We start from the raw sequence: 17641 nt of genomic DNA on the forward strand, positions 1-17641 counted from the left end.
CGCTGCGACCCCGGCGCCGACGCGCGCTCCCGCACCGGCCGCCGCCCCGGCGCCCGTGGTCGAGGCCTTCAAGCTGCCGATGGATCAGTTGCAAGCCATTGCCGAAGGTGCCGGCCTGCAATGGGTCAACTCGGATGCCGACAAGATTGCCGCCGCGCAGGCAGCCATCGCTGCCGAGCCCGCGCCCAACGCGCTGGGCCGCGAGCCGGCGGCTGTCGTCACTGTCGACGAGGGCCCGCTGGTGCTCGTCGAGACGCGCAAGGACCTGAGCCAGGTGAAGCTGCCGTTTGAAGCCTGACCGAGGCCTGATCACCGGCCCTTGATCCACCCGAGAACGCCGCCGGCCACAAGCCGCGCGGCGTTTTCTCTTGAGCCCCACGACCCCGAGGCTTTCATGACGACCACCACCTCCGCGGCCAAGATGCCGCCGCAGATCCCCTACATCATCGGCAACGAGGGATGCGAGCGCTTCAGCTTCTACGGCATGCGCAACATCCTGACGGTCTTCATGATGACCAGCCTGCTGCTGGCTATCCCCGAGGACCTGCGCAAGGCCGAAGCCAAGGAGGTGTTTCACACCTTCGTCATCGGCGTCTACTTCTTCCCGCTGCTGGGCGGCTGGCTGGCCGACCGCTTCTTCGGCAAGTACCCGACGATCTTCTGGTTCAGCGTCATCTACTGTGCCGGCCACGCCTGCCTGGCGCTCTTTGAGAACAACCTCAAGGGCTTCTACTTCGGCCTCTTCCTGATCTCGCTGGGCTCGGGCGGCATCAAGCCGCTGGTCACCAGCTTCGTCGGCGACCAGTTCGACAAGAGCAACCGGTCACTGGCGCAGAAGGTCTATGACGCCTTCTACTGGATCATCAATTTCGGCAGCTTCTTCGCGTCGCTGCTGATGCCCATCATCCTCAAGAACTACGGCGCCAGCATCGCCTTCGGCCTGCCGGGTGTGCTGATGCTGCTGGCCACGGTCATCCTGTGGGCCGGCCGCAAGAAGTATGTGCACCAGCCGCCACGCGGCGCCAACCCGCACAGCTTCATGTGGGTGGTGTGGACGGCGCTGAAGGCCGGCGGTCTGGGCATGGGCGTCGCGGCGCTGGGCCTGCTGCTGGCGGCTTTCAGCCTGAGCCAGATTGCCAGCCTGGGCATCGTTGCGGCGGTCTGCCTGGCGCTGGTGCTGATCATGGGCTTCGGCGGTGTTGGCGCGTCACTGCAACTGGACCGCGCGCGCGGCATTCACCCTGACGAAGCCGTGGACGGCGTGCGCTCGGTGCTGCGCGTGCTGGTGCTGTTTGCCCTCGTCACGCCGTTCTGGTCGCTGTTCGACCAGAAGGCCTCGACCTGGGTGCTCCAGGCTGATCAGATGACCAAGCCCGTATGGTTCCAGTCGTCCATGATGCAGGCGCTCAACCCGCTGCTGGTGATGATCCTCATTCCCGTCAACAACCTGTTGCTCTACCCCATGCTGGAGCGAACGGGCTTGCGGGTGACGCCGCTGCGTCGCATGGGCGCAGGCATCGCGCTGGCAGGCTTTGCCTGGATTGCCGCCGGCGTGCTGCAGTTGTGGCTGGACGAGGGCTCGGCGGTCAGCATCGTCTGGCAGGTGCTGCCCTATGCGCTGTTGACGTTGGGCGAGGTGCTGGTCTCGGCCACCGGCCTGGAGTTCGCCTACAGCCAGGCACCGCTGACGATGAAGGGCACCATCATGAGCTTCTGGAGCCTGTCGGTGACGGTCGGCAACCTGTGGGTGCTGCTGTCCAACGTCAGCATCAAGAGCCCGGCGGCGCTGGCGGCGATCAAGTCCACGGGCTACAGCGAGGCGGCCTGTCTGATGTTCTTCTTCGCCGGCTTCGCACTGCTGGCGGCGGCCCTGTTCGCGCTGGTGGCGCGGCGCTATCCGATGCAGAACAACTACCGCGGCTGATGTCACGGCCGAGCCGGCCTGGGTGAAATTACCTGAGCCTGCCCAGGCGCACCCCGCCCGCTGCCATCTACGATGCCGCCCGTTGGCCTGACCGGGCGGCATCTTTTTGACGGCATTCGCGTGACTGAGCGTCCCTACATCGATCCGACGTCGGCGGCTGCCGATGGGCCGCGGCCCACGCAGGCGCCGCCGGCCGCCTGGCAGCAGGCCTCGCACCGGCCCCGGCCGAAGCCGAGCCGACAGCCGCGCGTGGCACCGGCCTCCACGGCGGGTTATTTCACGCGGCACTGGCGCGGCGAACAAAGCCTGCCGCGCAGCTACTGGGTCAACAACTTCCTCGTCGCGGTGCCGCTGTCGATGGTGCTGGCCGGCGTGATGAGCTGGGTCAGCGTCAAGGGCGATTCGCTGCAGGTCAGCGCCATCGTGCTGCTGCTGGGCATGCCGCTGCTGCTGGCACTGGACGCGTGGTGCAAGGTCGGTGCCTGGCGCGCTGCCACGAACTACCTGCGCGAAAGCGGCTCCCTGCTGTGGGGCTGGCTGGCGCGCATCACGCTGGCCCTGGGCGTCTTGCATCTGCTGCTGTTCACGTTGTTCGGCTTCCTGCCCGAGGTCGGCGGGTTCTGGCAGATGGCGCGCGGCATCGACCCCATCGGACACGCCAAGATGAGCCTGTCGGCCGACGGCCGCAGCCTGCGGCTGGACGGTGTCATCGGCATGGGCGACGGCGAGCGGCTGCGGGCGATGCTGGGCAGCGAGGGCGCGCGCGGGATCAAGCGCGTGGAGCTGTCCTCGCCGGGCGGCCGCGTGCGTGAGGCAGAGCGCATGGCCACCGCGCTCAAGGCCCATGGCCACGAGGCCCGCGCCGTGGGCACCTGCGCCAGCGCCTGCACCCTCGTCTTCCTGGCCGGCAGCCCGCGCCAGTTGGCGCCCACCGGCCAGCTCGGCTTTCACCGCGCGTCCACCGGCACCTACAACCCGGTCTTCGAGGAACTGGCCAACCAGGAGCTGGCCAAGACCTATCGCGAGCTGGGCCTGCCGCAGGTCATGATCGACAAGACGCTGGACACGCCGTCGCGCAGCATGTGGTTTGCGCCACGCGCGGACCTGCTGGCGTATGCGCTGATCGCGCCGTCGCCGCAGACCCTGGCCATCCCGCTGCCTGCCGCCAACGCCGGCCTGGCCGACTTCGACGACGCGCTGCGCATGCACCCGGTTTGGGAGGCGCTGGAGCGGCGCAACGCCGGCACGGTCGAGACGGTTGCCAAGCGCATGTGGACGGCCCGCGCGACGGGTGCCGCCGACGAGGACGTGCAGGCGGCCGCGCTGCCAGCGCTGGCCCAGCAGATGCCAGCTCTCGTCAGCGGCAGCGATGTGGTTCTGCGCCGGCGCTATGTGCAGCTTGTTGCCGACCAGGCCAGGGCGCTGCGCACGCCACCCAGGCCCGGCGCGCGGCCGCCCTGCCGCGACCTGCTGGATGGCCGCCTCAGTGTGCGCCAGCAACTGCCGCTGGCCCTGCAGGTGCGCGAGGCGCAATGGCTGCTGGACGCGGCCAACGGCGCGCCGCCACGTTGGCTGCCGCGGCCGCCGAGCGCCATCGAGGTCGAGGTGCTGAGTCGCACCGTCGGCTCGAACGCCCTGGGCATGCTCGCCCGGGTGTGGGCCGATGCACCGGAGGCGCCCAGCCCCGCCGCGGGTGCGTCCTGCGAGCCCGTGATCGCAACGCTGGACCGCCTGCCCGCCCAGCCGCCCGCGCGGCGGGAGCTGGCCGAGCGGCTGGTATTTCAAACCCGCTGAGCTTCCCCGGCCAAGCGCTCGACCACGACGAAGGCGACGGCGTAGTCCTGCTCGTCGCTGACCGTCACATGGGCGCTCAAGCCGCGCACGGCGAACCAGGCGGCCAGCGCGCCATGCAAGGCGACCTCGGGCTTGCCGCTGGGCGCCTTGACGACTTCCATCGCTCGCCAGGTCATGGGCATGCGCAGCCCCAAGCCGATGGCTTTGGAGAATGCCTCCTTGGCAGCAAAGCGCGTTGCCAGGTAGGCCACGCCGCGCGCCTCGACCTTGGCGCGTCGCTCGCGGAACACGGCGAGTTCATGCGGGCCCAGCACCTTTTCCGCGAAGCGCTCGCCGCGCCGCGCCAGCGTCTCGCGGATGCGGCGGATGTCGCAGACGTCGGTGCCGATGCCGTAGATCACTGCGTGTAGGCGCCCGCGATGGCGCGCAGGTAGCCACGCACGGTCTCGGCATAACCCAGCTCCAGCGCGTCGGCGATCAGCGCATGACCAATCGACACCTCCTGCACGCCGGGCACCGCGCTCAGGAAGGCCGCCAGGTTGTCGCGGTTCAGGTCGTGTCCGGCATTGATGCCGAGGCCGACCTTCAACGCTGCCTGCGCCGTGGTCGTGAAGCCCGCCAGCACCGCACCGCCGTTCGGCGTACCGAAGGCGCTGGCGAAGGTCTCGGTGTAGAGCTCGATGCGCTCGGCGCCCAGCTCGGCAACCTCAGCCATCGCCGCCGGGTTGGGGTCCATGAAGAGGCTGACCCGCACGCCCAGATCTTGCGCCTCCTGGATCAGCGGACGCAGCCGCCCGGCATCGGCCGGCAGAGTCCAGCCATGGTCGGACGTGAATTGCTCTTCCGAGTCGGGCACGAAGGTGACCTGGTGCGGGCGGTGCCGCCGCACGAAGTCCATCAGGTTCTGCGTCGGGTTGCCTTCGATGTTGAACTCGGCCTGGGGCCAGTCCTTCAGGAAGGCGGCAAGGTCGTCGACATCATCGGCGCGGATGTGGCGCGCGTCGGGGCGCGGATGCACCGTGATGCCGTGCGCGCCGGCCAGCAGGCATTGCTCGGCGGCACGCAGCACGCTGGGGATGCCGAGGTGGCGGGTGTTGCGCAGCAGTGCGACCTTGTTGACGTTGACCGACAAGGCGCAGCGGGCGCCGGCGTGGGCGAAGGGATTCATGGGCCGGCATCGTAGTGGAGCGGGCCTTGCGGTGGCCAGGACGTGGCCCGAGCTGCGTCAGCGCGGCGGGACCGTGCGCAGGACCATCAGGCGCAATGGGGCGCTTTCAGGGTGGGGTGCGCCCATTGTTCGCAGCCCGCCGCACGGCCGAAAGCCGCGTCTGGCCATCCGTGCTGCCTGCTCAGCTGTCCGTCAGTTGCTGCACGTCCATCATCAGCGCGCGCGTGCGCAGCGGCTGGTGGCCGAGGTGGTAGTGGAGCAGGCCGCGCAGCGTCGTCTTCAGGCTGGGCTGGTCGGTCGAGCAGGCCTGGCGCAGCGCGGCCGGGCTGCCATGTAGCAGCGCGGCCTGCAACTGGATCAGCAGGGCCCCCGGCAGGCTGGCATCACCCGTCGGCGGGATCAGGCCGGACTCGGGCGAGAGCTGGTAGCGCCGTGCGGGGTCGATGGGCGCCTGCGTGGGGGTGACGACGCTGAGGTCGGGCAGCAGGCCCAGCTCCGCCAGCAGCTTGAGCTCGAAGGCGCGCAGCGCCGCATCGCCTTCGGACAAGTGACGCAGCGCATCGGCGTAGGCGTCGAAGAGTTGGGGATGCGGGTCGTGGCGGGCCAGCAGCTTGAGCAACAACTCGTTCAGGTAGTAACCCGAAAACAGCGCCGCACCGCTGGGCAGCGTGGCACCACCGCCCCATTCGGCGCTGCGCAGCGTCTGCACTTCGCCGCCGTCGGCCTTGGCAGGCTTGCTCAGACTCACGCTGATGCGCTGCAACGGCAGCAGCACGGCTCGCAGCTGCGAGTAGGGACGCTTGGCACCCTTGGCCGCCACGGCCACGCGGCCGGACTCACGCGTGAACAGGTCGAGGATGAGGCTGGACTCGCTCCAGTCGTGGGAGTGCAGCACGAACGCTGCCTGCAGCGAAGGCGCGCGGCTCGCGCTCACTCGTAGCCGTAGCTGCGCAGGTGCTCTTCGGTATCCGCCCAGCCCGAGCGCACCTTGACCCACAGTTCCAGGAAGACGCGGCCATCCATCAGATGCTCCAGCTCCTGGCGCGACTCCGAGCCGATGCGCTTCAGGCGCTCGCCGCCCTGGCCGATGATCATGCCCTTGTGGGCGTCGCGCTCGACGACGATGCTGGCGCTGATGCGGCGCAGCTCGCCCTCCTCTTCCCACTTGTCGATGACGACGGTGGAGGTGTAGGGCAGTTCGTCGCCGGTCAGGCGGAAGAGCTTTTCGCGGATGATCTCGCTGGCCAGGAACTTCTCGCTGCGGTCCGTCAGCGCGTCCTCGGCATAGAACCAGCCCTGCTCGGGCAGATAGGGCTTGAGGATCTTGAAGAGGCGCGTCACGTCGGCCTCCTTCTTGGCCGACAGCGGCACGAACTCGGTGAAGTTGCGGCGCTCCTGCATGCCCTTGAGCCACGGCGCCAGCTCGGCGCGGCGGTGCACGGCGTCGAGCTTGTTGGCGATCAGCACCACCGGCTTGTCCTCGGGCAGCAGGCCAAGCACCTTGGCGTCGTCCAGGCCGAAGCGGCCGGCCTCAACGACGAAGAGCACCAGGTCCACGTCGGCCAGCACGCCGTGCACGGTGCGGTTCAGCGTGCGATTGAGCGCGGCGTTGTGCTTGGTCTGGAAGCCCGGCGTGTCGACGAAGACAAACTGCGCCTCGTCAACCGTGCGCACGCCGGTGATGCGGTGGCGTGTGGTCTGCGCCTTGTCGGACGTGATGCTGACCTTCTGGCCGACGAGGGCGTTCAGCAGCGTCGATTTGCCGACATTGGGTCGACCGACGATGGCAATAAGGCCACAGCGCTGGGCGGGGCCGTCAGCGGTGGCAGCGGCGGGGGGTACTGCGTCGGTGGTCATGGCTTGCCTCGTTCGGCGGTGAGTCTATCCAGCAGGCGGCGGGCTGCCTCCTGCTCGGCGGTGCGGCGGGAGCGACCTTCGCCGAGTTCGGCCACGTCCAGCGCCGGCACCGCGCACTCGACTTCGAAGGTCTGTGCGTGGGCCTGTCCGCGCGTGGCGACGATACGGTAGCTTGGCACGGCGATGCGGCGGGCCTGCAGCCATTCCTGCAACGCGGTCTTGGCATCCTTGGCGAAATCGCCGGCGCTGGCTGCCGTCGCGATCGTCTCGCCGAGCAGGCGGCGCAGGATGGCCAGCGCCGCGTCGTAGCCCGCATCGATGTAGGCGGCGCCAAGCACGGCTTCGACCGCATCGGCGAGGATGGAAGGCCGCTGAGCACCGCCGCCGCGGGCCTCGCCGTCCGACATCTTCAGCACGGCCGGCAGCCCCAGCGCCAGGCCCAGCTTGTGCAGGCTGTCCTCGCGCACCAGGTGGGCGCGCACGCGGGTCAGGTCGCCCTCGTCCGAGCCGGCATAGCGCTCGTAGAGCAGGCTCGACACGGCCAGGCTCAGCACGGCGTCGCCGAGGAATTCAAGGCGCTCGTTGTGATCGGCGCCATAGCTGCGGTGGGTCAGCGCGCGGGCCAGCAGCTCGGGCCGCTGGAAACGATGCCCCAGGCGGCGTTGCAGGTCGTCCAGCGCAGCGCTCATCGTCGCGGCGGCACCATCAACGAAGTCAACGTGACTTGCCCCGGTACTTGATGAGCAGATAGACCGGGCCGGCCAGGTCGACTTCCTTGTCCCAGGCGAACTCGATGACGACGCGATCGTTGCCGTCCTTGCTGACCGTCAGGTCGCTGCCCTTGATGCTCTGGATGGAGTACTCGACCTGGATGGCGGTGTCGAACTGCTGGCGCACCTGCGGCACCGTGGCGGGGTTGCCGGCCGCGATGCGGTCGACCACACGCTGCACGGTGTAGTACTCCAGCACGGTCGGGAAGACCTTCATGGCGACGACGGCCATCACGGCAATGACGCCGCCCCAGAACAGCAGGCCGATCAGCGACAGGCCGCGTTGGCGTTGCCGCAAGACGGGCGAGTGGGGACGAACAATGCAACGAGGGCTCATCTGTATCAATCGAAGAAGGTGCCGACGCGCTTGAGGTTACCGAAATTCATCCAGACCAAGAAGGCCTTGCCGACGATGTTCTCGTCGGGCACGAAACCCCAGAAGCGCGAGTCACGGGAGTTGTCACGGTTATCGCCCAACGTGAAGTAGTGGCCGGCCGGCACCTTGCAGGTCACGCCCTCAACCGTGTAGCGGCAGTTCTCATTGAACGGGAAGGGACCGTCGGCGCGGTCGGCGCGGAAATAGCGCTGCGCCTCGGGCTGGACGAGGATCTGGTGCTCCTTCTCGCCGAGCTTCTCAAGGAAACGCTGGCGGTAGACGCGGCCATCCTCGTCGTAGTAGTTGCCCAGCGACTGCAGGGGCGCGGGCTGGCCGTTGATGTAGACCTTCTGATTGATATAGGCCACTTCGTCGCCGGGAATGCCCACCACGCGCTTGATGAAGTCGGTGCTGGTGTCCTCGGGGTAACGGAAAACCATCACGTCGCCACGTTTGACGTCGTTGTTGGCGACGATCTTCTTGTTGAGCACCGGCAGGCGGATGCCGTAGTGAAACTTGTTGACGAGGATGAGATCACCAACCAGCAGTGTCGGCACCATCGATCCGGACGGGATCTTGAAGGGCTCGAACAGGAAACTGCGCAACAGGAAGACGACCAGGATCACCGGGAACAGCCCGGCGGTCCAGTCCAGCCACCAGGGCTGCTGCAGGATCTGCTGGCGGGCCGGCTCGATGTCGCCATCGACGCGGGCGATGCCCTGCGCAGCCAGCGTCTCGCGGCGCTTGGCGTCGCTGGCCGCCAGCGCATCGGCGGCGGCGCGGCGGGCCGGCGCGAAGTGGAAGCGCTCGGCCAGCCAGTAGAACAGCGTGACTGAGGTCAGGACGAAAAGCAGCAGCGCGAAGTTGCCGTTCCATCGACCGATGTACCAGCCGCCCAGATAGGCCACCAGGGCCGCGTACAAAACACCGGTCAGAGCGCTCATCAGGGAGGTTTTCAAGGCAGGGGATTCGGTCAGTGGGGATTCAGTCATCGACCTGCAGGATGGCGAGGAAGGCTTCTTGCGGCACTTCGACGGAGCCGATCTGCTTCATGCGCTTCTTGCCGGCCTTCTGCTTTTCGAGCAGCTTGCGCTTGCGGGTGATGTCGCCGCCGTAGCATTTTGCCAGCACGTTCTTGCGCAGCGCCTTGATGTTCTCGCGGGCGATGATGTTGGCGCCGATGGCGGCCTGGATGGCCACGTCGTACATCTGGCGCGGGATCTGCTCGCGCATCTTGGCGGCCACGCCGCGGCCGCGGTACTGGCTCTGGCTGCGGTGCACGATCATGGACAGCGGGTCGACCTTCTCGCCGTTGATCAGGATGTCGACCTTGACGACGTCGGCCGCGCGGTACTCCTTGAACTCGTAGTCCATGGATGCGTAACCGCGCGAGGCGCTCTTGAGCTTGTCGAAGAAGTCCAGCACGATCTCGGCCAGCGGGATCTCGTAGGTCAGCATGACCTGCTTGCCGTGATAGGCCATGTTCAGCTGTACACCGCGCTTCTGGTTGGCCAGCGTCATCACCACGCCGACATAGTCCTGCGGCATGTAGAGATGCACCGTCACGATGGGCTCGCGGATCTCGCGCATGGCGCCCACCTCGGGCATCTTGGACGGGTTCTCGACCTGGATGACTTCGCCGGTGTTCAGCTCCACCTCGTAGATGACGCTGGGCGCGGTGGTGACGAGGTCCTGGTCGAACTCGCGCTCCAGGCGCTCCTGCACGATCTCCATGTGCAGCAGGCCGAGGAAGCCACAGCGGAAGCCGAAGCCGAGCGCCTGGCTGACCTCGGGCTCATAGCGCAGGGACGAATCGTTGAGGCTGAGCTTTTCCAGCGCGTCCCGCAACTGGTCGTACTCGCTGGCTTCGGTCGGGTAGAGGCCCGCGAAGACCTGGGGCTGGATTTCCTTGAAGCCTGGCAGCGCCTCGGTCGCAGGGCCGGCATTGTTGGGGAGTTTCTTTTCCAGCGTGACGGTGTCGCCGACCTTGGCCGCAGCCAGTTCCTTGATGCCGCAGATGATGAACCCCACCTCGCCGGCCTTGAGGCTTGGGCGGTTCTCGCTCTTGGGCGTGAAGACGCCCATGTGCTCGATGGGATAGACCGTGTTGGTGTTCATCATGCGGATGCGCTCGCCCTTGCGCAGCTCGCCGTCCACCACGCGCACCAGCATGACGACGCCGACGTAGTTGTCGAACCAGGCGTCAATGATCATGGCGCGGGGCGCGCCGTCGGGATTGCCGCGCGGCGCCGGCATGCGTGCAATTACCGCCTCAATGATCTCGTCGATGCCCATGCCGGTCTTGGCCGAACAGGGAATGGCGTTGTCAGCGTCAATGCCAATGACGTCTTCGATCTCGGCCTTGGCGTTCTCGGGGTCGGCCGACGCCAGATCCATCTTGTTCAGCACCGGCACGACCTCGACACCGAGGTCCAGCGCGGTGTAGCAATTGGCCACCGTTTGCGCCTCCACGCCCTGGCTGGCGTCGACGACAAGCAGCGCGCCTTCGCAGGCTGACAGCGAGCGGCTGACCTCATAGGAGAAGTCCACATGACCCGGCGTGTCGATGAGGTTGAGGTTGTAGATCTGGCCGTCCTTGGCCTTGTACTGAAGCGCGGCCGTCTGCGCCTTGATCGTGATGCCGCGCTCGCGCTCCAGGTCCATCGAATCCAGCACCTGCGCTTCCATCTCGCGATCGCTCAGGCCGCCGCAGCGCTGGATGATGCGGTCGGCCAACGTGCTCTTGCCGTGGTCGATGTGGGCAATGATGGAGAAGTTGCGGATGTGATTCATGGAGTCTTGTTCTGCGCTGCCAGAGGTGGGACACAAGGGCGAGAGCCCTTGCAGCGCAAGTTCATATCGCGGAGCGATGTGAAGCCGCGAAGCGGCGTGCTGAAGCTAAAAAAAAGGCACGTCGAAGAGGCGACGTGCCTTCCAACAAAAGGTATGGCAACTGCTTGTTGGGCCTTCATTGTAGTCAAAAGGCCCGGCCGGGAAACCGCACCAGCATTGGTTTCCGGGTCGTTGCAGGCTGCCAACAAGCATTTTAACCACAGGTTATCCACAAGATCCTGTGGATCACCTGTGGATCAAATCCAGTCGCGCTTGGATGGTGGGAATTCCATCGTCCAGCAACCTTTTCTGGGTGTATCAGGCGCTGATTTTAGCGACTGGCGCAAACAATCCGGCGTCGACGGTTCAAGTTAGCCGGTGCCAACTTCTGGAAACGGTGGACAACCTGGCCAACAGACCGGGCCGGACTTGTCGTATCGCGGAAAGCCCGACCTTCCAACCTAGGTTTATGGTCAGCGCGTCGGCTTGAGCAGCACGAAGCTGACGACGTCGTCCCGGCGCACCACCAGATTGATGACCTTGGCCTTGTCGGCCTTGGCAATCTGGGACTGGAAGACCTTGACCGAAGGCACTTCGACGTTGTCGACCGACAGTATGAGATCGCCCTCACGCAGCCCTGCGCGCGCGGCGGCGCCCGTCGCGCTGTCCACCTTGACGCCCGCCTTGAGCTTCAACTCCTTGCGCTGTGCCTCGGTCAGCTCCGACACCTTGAGCCCCAGCGCCGCGCTCGGCGCGGACGCGGCGGGCGCCGGCTCGTTGCTGCTCTCGGCGCTGCCACCAGGCTTCTTGCTGCGCTCGTCTTCGCCGATGGTGACGACGATGTCCTTGGTTGCGCCTCGACGGAACACCGTCAGCGTCGTCTTGGCACCGGGCTTCACATTGGCCACCAGCCGGCGCAGGTCGGCCGCCTTGTCGACGATCTTGCCGTCGACCTTGGTGACGACGTCTCCACCTTCCACGCCGGCCTTCTCGGCCGGGCTGCCCGCGATGACCGAGCGAATCACCGCACCTTGCGGCTTGCCCAGGCCAATGGCCTCGGCAATTTCCTTGGTGATGTCATCAGGCAGCACGCCGAGGTAGCCACGCACGACGCGGCCGCCAGAGCGCAGCTCGTCCGCCACGCGGATTGCCTCGCCGATGGGGATCGCGAACGAGATGCCCATATAGCCGCCGTTCTGGCTGTAGATCTGCGAGTTGATGCCGATCACCTCGCCGCGCAGATTCACCAGCGGCCCTCCCGAGTTGCCGGGATTGATGGCCACATCGGTCTGGATCAGCGGCAGCAGGTCGCCGGTGTCGCGCTGCTTGGCGCTGACGATGCCTGCCGTCACGGTGTTCTCCAGGCCGAACGGCGAGCCGATGGCCATGACCCATTCGCCGACGCGAACCCGGTTACTGTCGCCCACCTTGACGAATGGCAGGCTGGTGGCTTCGACCTTCACGACGGCTACGTCGGAACGCTGGTCAGCGCCGATGAGCTTGGCCTTAAGCTCGCGCTTGTCGGTCAGCGTGACGATGACTTCGTCGGCGCCCTGCACGACGTGGGCATTGGTCAGCACATAGCCATCGGCGCTGATGATGAAGCCCGAGCCGACGCCGCGGCGCATCGGGCCATCGTCGTCCGGCGTGCCGCCACCGCGCGGTGCACCACGGCGCTGGTTGGGCACGGGGATGCCGAAGCGGCGGAAGAACTCTTGCATCTGCTCGTTCATCTCCGCCTGGCCCTCGGTCATCTTGACCTTCTCGGCGGTGCGGATGTTGACGACCGCCGGGCCGACACGCTCGACCAGTTCAGCGAAGTCCGGCAACTCTCGCGTTTGCGCGGTGACGGGCGCCTGACCCAGCGCCAGCGCCAAAGCCAGGACCGAGCTTGAAAGCAGGAAGCGCGCGCGCGCGGGATTGAGGCGGGTCTCAGCGTGCATGTTTGATTTCCAGGGGTTCAGCGAGAGGCGGACGGGAGGAACAGATGGGGCGGCAATGCAGCGCTTCAAGGACGCGGCTTCAATGATGCGGTTCGGAAGCGGCCGGCTCCGGCAGAGCCAGGCCCCAGTCAATGGTTTCAGGCGAAGGATCACCCGGCAAACCGGCCTCCCGCGCACCCACGACGACAGGCAGCGTGCGGCCAGCCGCGGTCTGTGCAAAGCTCAGGCCGCTAAGCCCTTGCGCACGCGGTGTTGTGGCCGGCGCAGCAGCGACGACCGCGTCCGGTGCGGGCGTGGGCCCCAGCACGCTGACGCCGAGCGCCATGGCCACGAAACCGGCCGCCACCGCAAAGGGTGCGAACCAGTCGCGCCGGCGTGGATGTTCGGCAACCGCCGCCTGCATCTGCGCGTGCAGCCCTGCAAGCAGCGCCTCGGGTTCGCGATGCCCCCTTGGTAGCTCCGCCGAGCGCAGGCCGTCCGCGGCCGCGTGCCACAGTGCCCAGCGCTCGCGCAGGCCCGCATCGCCCGCCCAGGCGGCATTGACGCGCGCCCACTCCGCGGGCGTCGCACGGCCGTCCATGACGGCGGACAGGGCCTCGTCCAAGCTGTCGTCGACCCGGCTCACCATCGCCGGCCTCCTCTGGCGCCCAGCAAGGGCCGCAGCCGTGCGGCGACGGCCTCGCGAGCACGAAAGATGCGCGAGCGCACGGTGCCCGCTGGACAAGCCAGCAGATCGGCAATTTCTTCGTAGCTCAAACCATCCACCTCTCGCAGCAGCAACGCCCGGCGCTGGTCCTCGGCCAGGGACTCGACCGCCTCGTCCAGTTCACGCGCCAACTGGCGGCTGGCGAGCAGGGATTCGGGAGTCGCATCGTCGCTTGGAGTCGCGCCGGTGCCAAAAGTTCCCTCGTCGTCCAGCGGTTCAAGCGGCCGCTGCCGGGCCCGGTGACGCTTGGCCGCATTGATCGCGATGCGGTAGATCCAGGTGTAGAAGGCGCTCTCGCCGCGAAAGGCGGGCAGGGCACGGTAGGCCGACAGGAACGCCTCCTGGCAGAGGTCGGCCACATCGGCGGGGTCGTGCACGCTGCGCGAAAGCAAGCGCTCGACGCGGCGCTGGTATTTCAACACCAGCATGTCGAAGGCGGCACGGCTGCCGGCCTGGGCTTCGCGGACCAGCAGCGCGTCGGCCTCGGCGTCACTCATCACGGCGCCTGTGGGGCGGAGAACAGCGTCGCACGCAGTGCTGTCCATTGCGCCTGCTGCTGGCGGCGCGACAGCGGCAACCAGCGCGGGCCGGGGCTGGCGCGCAGCAGCAGCCAGTTGTCGAAGTCGAGCAGCACGGCCAGTTGCACCTCCGTCTCGTCAGCACGACCGGGCTCGGCCAGCCACCAGGTCTGGCCGTCCCAGCGCAGCCGGCGCGGCAGCACAGCCGCCGTGCGCCACGTCCAGACAGCGGCGAGCGGCACACCAAGCATCACGGGCCAGGCGAGCGGCTGGTGGCTGATCGCCGAAGCGGCCAAGCCGCCCGCGGCCAGCGCCGCTATCAGGGCAACATGGGCCTGCACAACCGGCTGAGCTTGCAGATGCACGGCGACCGGCGGCGTGCGGCGCATCGCCGGGCGCGGCGTCGTCAGACGCGCTTGAAGATCAGCGTGCCGTTGGTGCCGCCGAAACCAAAATTATTTTTGGCCGCGACGTCGATCTTCATCGGCCGCGCCTCATTGGCGCAGTAGTCCAGGTCGCACTCGGGATCCTGGTTGAAGATATTGATCGTCGGCGGGGCGACCTGGTCGCGGATAGCCAGCGCGGTGAACACCGACTCGATGCCACCCGCGCCGCCCAACAGGTGGCCGGTCATGGACTTGGTCGAGCTGATGACCATCTGCTTGGCGTGATCGCCGAATGCCAGTTTGATCGCATTGGTCTCGTTCACGTCGCCGAGCGGCGTGGACGTGCCGTGGGCGTTCATGTAGTTGACCTGGTCGGGATTGAGTCCCGAGTTGCGCAGCGCCGCGCGCATGGAGCGCTTGGGGCCGTCAACGTTGGGCGCGGTCATGTGGTACGCATCCGCACCCATGCCGAAGCCGGCCAGTTCACAGTAGATCTTGGCGCCACGCTTCTTGGCGTGTTCGTACTCTTCGAGCACCAGCACACCCGCACCCTCGCCCAGCACGAAACCATCGCGGTCCTTGTCCCAGGGGCGGGACGCGGTCGCGGGGTCGTCGTTGCGGGTGGAGAGCGCGCGTGCCGCGGCGAAACCGCCGATGCCCAGCGGCGAGACGGCGCCCTCGGCACCGCCGGCGATCATCACGTCGGCATCGCCGTACTCGATGAGCCGGCCGGCCTCGCCGATCGCATGCAGGCCCGTCGTGCAGGCCGTGACGATCGCAAGGTTGGGGCCCTGGAAGCCGAACTGGATGGAGACGTGGCCAGAGATCATGTTGATGATCGAGGCCGGGATGAAGAAAGGTGAAATGCGGCGCGGGCCACGGTTCACCAGCTCGGTCTTGGTGTCCTCGATCAGCGGCAGGCCGCCGATGCCGGACCCGACGAGCACGCCGATGCGCTCGGCCTGTTCCTCGGTCAGTTGGTCGCCGGTGGGCAGGCCGGCATCGCGCACCGCCTGTATGGACGCCGCCAGGCCGTAATGGATGAAGATATCCATGTGCCGGGCTTCCTTGGCGGGGATGTAGTCCTCGATCTTGAAGCCCTTGACCTCGCCCGCGAAATGGCACGCCATGTTGCTGGCGTCAAAGCGGGTGACGGTGGCGATGCCGGAACGCCCGGCGAGGATGTTGGCCCAGCCCTCGGCAACGGTATTGCCGACGGGACTGATGAGGCCAAGACCGGTGACGACGACGCGGCGACGGCTCATGCGGTGCGGATCAGAGTTGCGAGAAAAAAAAGCCTTCAGGCCTTCTGGTGCTTGACGGCGTAGTCGATCGCCAGCTGCACGGTGGTGATCTTCTCGGCCTCTTCGTCGGGGATCTCGATGCCGAACTCGTCTTCGAGGGCCATCACCAGTTCCACGGTGTCCAGAGAATCGGCGCCGAGGTCGGCAACGAAAGCCTTCTCGTTCGTAACGTCGGCTTCCGCCACGCCAAGTTGCTCGGCGATGATTTTCTTGACTCGTGCTTCGATATCGCTCATGACACTCCTCCGGGAGGGGTTTGCAGAAAACAGCCCGGCATTCTAAGGGCCTCTAGATGGGCGTCCCTAAATCGGGAAGCCCGCCAAACTTTCGGATGACCTCCGTGCTTCGCCCTTGGCGGCCCGGCGGGCTCAACCCATGTACATGCCGCCGTTGATGTGCAGCTCGGACCCGGTGATGTAAGCACCGCCCGGTGACGCCAGGAAGACGACCGCCGCGGCGATCTCCTCGGGCGCGCCGAGGCGGCCCAGCGGGATCTGCGACAGCAGCGCGGCCTTCTGGGCTTCGGGCAGCACCTCGGTCATGTCGGTGGCAATGAAGCCCGGCGCGATGCAGTTGACCGTGATGTTGCGGCTGCCCAGCTCACGCGCCAGCGAACGGGTCAGGCCTGCGACACCGGCCTTGGCCGCCGCGTAGTTGGCCTGGCCGGCATTGCCGGAGGCGCCGACGACCGAGGTGATGTTGATGATGCGGCCGGCGCGCTGCTTCATCATCGGCTTGGTGGCCGCGCGGGCGAGGCGGAAGACGGCTTTCAGATTGGTGTCGACGACGGCATCCCAGTCGTCGTCCTTCATCCGCATGGACAGGCCGTCGCGGGTGATGCCGGCGTTGTTGACCAGGACATGCAGGCCGCCTTCCCTGGCCACGATCTCGTCCACCGCGGCCTGGCTGGCCGCCGCGTCGGTCACGTTGAGCACGATGCCGCGGCCGCCCCGGGAGCCAAGGGCTTCGGTGATGCCAGCAGCGCCGGCTTCGGACGTGGCCGTGCCCACCACACGCCAGCCTTCGTTGGCCAAAGCCAGCGCAATCGCACGGCCGATGCCGCGGCTGGCGCCGGTGACGAGGGCGACGCCCTTGCTCATGGCTTCATTCATCAACCGCCCCCGAGGAGATTGCGGGCCTCGGCGAGCGAGGCGGGATCGAAGACGCAGGCCGCCTGCAGTTCGGCGTCGATGCGCTTGGTCATGCCGGTCAGCACCTTGCCGGGGCCGGCCTCGATGATGTGGCCCACGCCCTGCGCCTTGAGCGCTTGCACGACCTCGACCCAGCGCACCGGGCCGAAGGCTTGGCGGTACAGGGCGTCGCGCAACGCATCGTCGCTGTCGGTGATGGCGACGTCGATGTTGTTGATGACCGGAAAGACCGCGGGCTGGAACTGCACCGAGGCCAGCCTCTGCTTGAGCCGCTCCGCCGCCGGCTTCATCAGGCTGGAATGGAAAGGCGCGGACACGGGCAGGGGCAGCGAGCGCTTGGCACCGGCCGCCTTCAGGATCTCGGCGGCCCTGTCGGCGGCAACCTTGCTGCCGGCGATCACCGTCTGTTTGGGGTCGTTGAAGTTGACCGCTTCAACGGCCTCGCCTGTCTCTTCCGCCGCCTGGGCACAACCCGCGCGCACCGCGTCGCCGTCGAGGCCCAGGATGGCGTACATGGCACCTGCGCCGACCGGCACGGCTTCCTGCATCGCCTGAGCGCGAAAGCGCACCAGCGGCAGCGCATCGGCCAGGCTCAAGGCGCCCGCAGCCACCAGGGCGGTGTACTCACCCAGCGAATGGCCGGCCGCGGCGGCGGGCACCGCGCCGGTCTCGGCGACAAAGGCGCGCCAGCAGGCGATGCCGGCCGTCAGCATGACCGGCTGGGTGTTGGTGGTCAGGTCGAGCTGCTCCTTGGGACCGGCATGGATCAGCGCGGCAATGTCCTCACCCAGGGCGGCAGACGCCTCATCGAGGGTGCGGCGGACTTCCAGATGGTCGCCCCAGGCGTCGAGCATGCCGACGGCCTGCGAGCCCTGGCCGGGAAAGACAACGGCGAAAGGTGCAGTCATGAGA

General features: G+C 67.2%; 20 protein-coding genes. 4 read left to right on the forward strand and 16 right to left on the reverse strand.

The window, feature by feature from the left end; all coding sequences use genetic code 11:
* The 3 genes from ACT6S0_RS00660 to ACT6S0_RS00670 all read left to right on the forward strand — a co-directional run.
* On the forward strand, positions 1–298 hold a 298-nt coding region (locus tag ACT6S0_RS00660), incomplete at its 5' end, for a hypothetical protein (protein WP_444761987.1).
* Between the two features lie 96 nt (positions 299–394).
* Positions 395–1924 (forward strand): POT-type proton-dependent oligopeptide transporter, encoded by a 1530-nt coding sequence (locus ACT6S0_RS00665; protein ID WP_444761988.1) that lies wholly within the window; start codon positions 395–397, stop codon positions 1922–1924.
* Between the two features lie 120 nt (positions 1925–2044).
* A complete protein-coding gene (locus tag ACT6S0_RS00670) occupies positions 2045–3718 on the forward strand; it encodes a hypothetical protein (RefSeq protein WP_444761989.1) in 1674 nt (557 codons plus the stop codon).
* On the opposite strand, the gene acpS is transcribed toward ACT6S0_RS00670, so the two are convergent.
* The 8 genes from acpS to lepA form a co-directional block, all read right to left on the reverse strand.
* Positions 3706–4119: a holo-ACP synthase gene (gene acpS / locus ACT6S0_RS00675; protein WP_444761990.1), complete on the reverse strand. Its 414-nt coding sequence runs from the start codon at positions 4117–4119 to the stop codon at positions 3706–3708. The two genes, ACT6S0_RS00670 and acpS, sit on opposite strands and share 13 nt — an antisense overlap.
* On the reverse strand, positions 4116–4886 hold the full coding sequence (locus ACT6S0_RS00680; protein ID WP_444761991.1) for a pyridoxine 5'-phosphate synthase: 771 nt from the start codon (positions 4884–4886) through the stop codon (positions 4116–4118). The genes acpS and ACT6S0_RS00680 overlap by 4 nt, the downstream gene beginning before the upstream one ends.
* Positions 4887–5067: 181 nt before the next feature.
* On the reverse strand, positions 5068–5820 hold the full coding sequence (recO, locus tag ACT6S0_RS00685) for a DNA repair protein RecO (protein ID WP_444761992.1): 753 nt from the start codon (positions 5818–5820) through the stop codon (positions 5068–5070).
* Positions 5817–6743, reverse strand: coding sequence for a GTPase Era (era, locus tag ACT6S0_RS00690; protein ID WP_444761993.1), 927 nt, complete (start codon positions 6741–6743; stop codon positions 5817–5819). The genes recO and era overlap by 4 nt, the downstream gene beginning before the upstream one ends.
* Entirely contained in the window at positions 6740–7432 is a 693-nt protein-coding gene (gene rnc, locus ACT6S0_RS00695; RefSeq protein ID WP_444761994.1) for a ribonuclease III, read from the reverse strand. The genes era and rnc overlap by 4 nt, the downstream gene beginning before the upstream one ends.
* Positions 7433–7457: 25 nt before the next feature.
* The gene (locus tag ACT6S0_RS00700; RefSeq protein WP_444761995.1) at positions 7458–7811 is read right to left on the reverse strand and encodes a DUF4845 domain-containing protein; all 354 of its coding nucleotides are present in this window, start codon (positions 7809–7811) and stop codon (positions 7458–7460) included.
* 44 nt (positions 7812–7855) lie between these two features.
* Positions 7856–8833 (reverse strand): signal peptidase I, encoded by a 978-nt coding sequence (gene lepB / locus ACT6S0_RS00705; RefSeq protein ID WP_444762081.1) that lies wholly within the window; start codon positions 8831–8833, stop codon positions 7856–7858.
* Positions 8834–8873: 40 nt separating this feature from the next.
* On the reverse strand, positions 8874–10682 hold the full coding sequence (gene lepA, locus ACT6S0_RS00710; RefSeq protein ID WP_444761996.1) for a translation elongation factor 4: 1809 nt from the start codon (positions 10680–10682) through the stop codon (positions 8874–8876).
* A gap of 48 nt (positions 10683–10730) precedes the next feature.
* Between lepA and ACT6S0_RS00715 the strand changes: the two genes are divergently transcribed.
* Positions 10731–11096 carry a hypothetical protein gene (locus ACT6S0_RS00715; protein WP_444761997.1) on the forward strand — a complete coding sequence of 122 codons (366 nt, stop codon included), beginning with the start codon at positions 10731–10733 and terminating at the stop codon, positions 11094–11096.
* A 98-nt stretch (positions 11097–11194) separates the two neighbouring features.
* Here ACT6S0_RS00715 and ACT6S0_RS00720 read toward each other — a convergent pair whose 3' ends face one another.
* The 8 genes from ACT6S0_RS00720 to fabD all read right to left on the reverse strand — a co-directional run bounded on the left by ACT6S0_RS00720 (position 11195) and on the right by fabD (position 17637).
* Complete coding sequence (locus tag ACT6S0_RS00720; RefSeq protein ID WP_444761998.1) at positions 11195–12664, reverse strand: DegQ family serine endoprotease; 1470 nt, start codon at positions 12662–12664, stop codon at positions 11195–11197.
* Between the two features lie 79 nt (positions 12665–12743).
* Positions 12744–13292, reverse strand: coding sequence for a hypothetical protein (locus ACT6S0_RS00725; RefSeq protein ID WP_444761999.1), 549 nt, complete (start codon positions 13290–13292; stop codon positions 12744–12746).
* Positions 13286–13867: a sigma-70 family RNA polymerase sigma factor gene (locus ACT6S0_RS00730; RefSeq protein WP_444762000.1), complete on the reverse strand. Its 582-nt coding sequence runs from the start codon at positions 13865–13867 to the stop codon at positions 13286–13288. Before ACT6S0_RS00730 ends, ACT6S0_RS00725 begins: the two co-directional genes overlap by 7 nt.
* Positions 13867–14277 (reverse strand): hypothetical protein, encoded by a 411-nt coding sequence (locus tag ACT6S0_RS00735; RefSeq protein WP_444762001.1) that lies wholly within the window; start codon positions 14275–14277, stop codon positions 13867–13869. The genes ACT6S0_RS00730 and ACT6S0_RS00735 overlap by 1 nt, the downstream gene beginning before the upstream one ends.
* Before the next feature lie 17 nt (positions 14278–14294).
* Positions 14295–15539 carry a beta-ketoacyl-ACP synthase II gene (fabF, locus tag ACT6S0_RS00740; protein ID WP_444762002.1) on the reverse strand — a complete coding sequence of 415 codons (1245 nt, stop codon included), beginning with the start codon at positions 15537–15539 and terminating at the stop codon, positions 14295–14297.
* 35 nt (positions 15540–15574) lie between these two features.
* Positions 15575–15814 (reverse strand): acyl carrier protein, encoded by a 240-nt coding sequence (acpP, locus tag ACT6S0_RS00745; RefSeq protein WP_056204266.1) that lies wholly within the window; start codon positions 15812–15814, stop codon positions 15575–15577.
* A gap of 132 nt (positions 15815–15946) precedes the next feature.
* Complete coding sequence (gene fabG / locus ACT6S0_RS00750; RefSeq protein WP_444762003.1) at positions 15947–16690, reverse strand: 3-oxoacyl-ACP reductase FabG; 744 nt, start codon at positions 16688–16690, stop codon at positions 15947–15949.
* Positions 16690–17637, reverse strand: coding sequence for an ACP S-malonyltransferase (gene fabD / locus ACT6S0_RS00755; protein WP_444762004.1), 948 nt, complete (start codon positions 17635–17637; stop codon positions 16690–16692). The genes fabG and fabD overlap by 1 nt, the downstream gene beginning before the upstream one ends.
* Between the last annotated feature and the right edge of the window lie 4 nt (positions 17638–17641).

This window comes from Roseateles sp. (assembly GCF_052436255.1).
Taxonomy (GTDB): domain Bacteria; phylum Pseudomonadota; class Gammaproteobacteria; order Burkholderiales; family Burkholderiaceae_C; genus Pelomonas.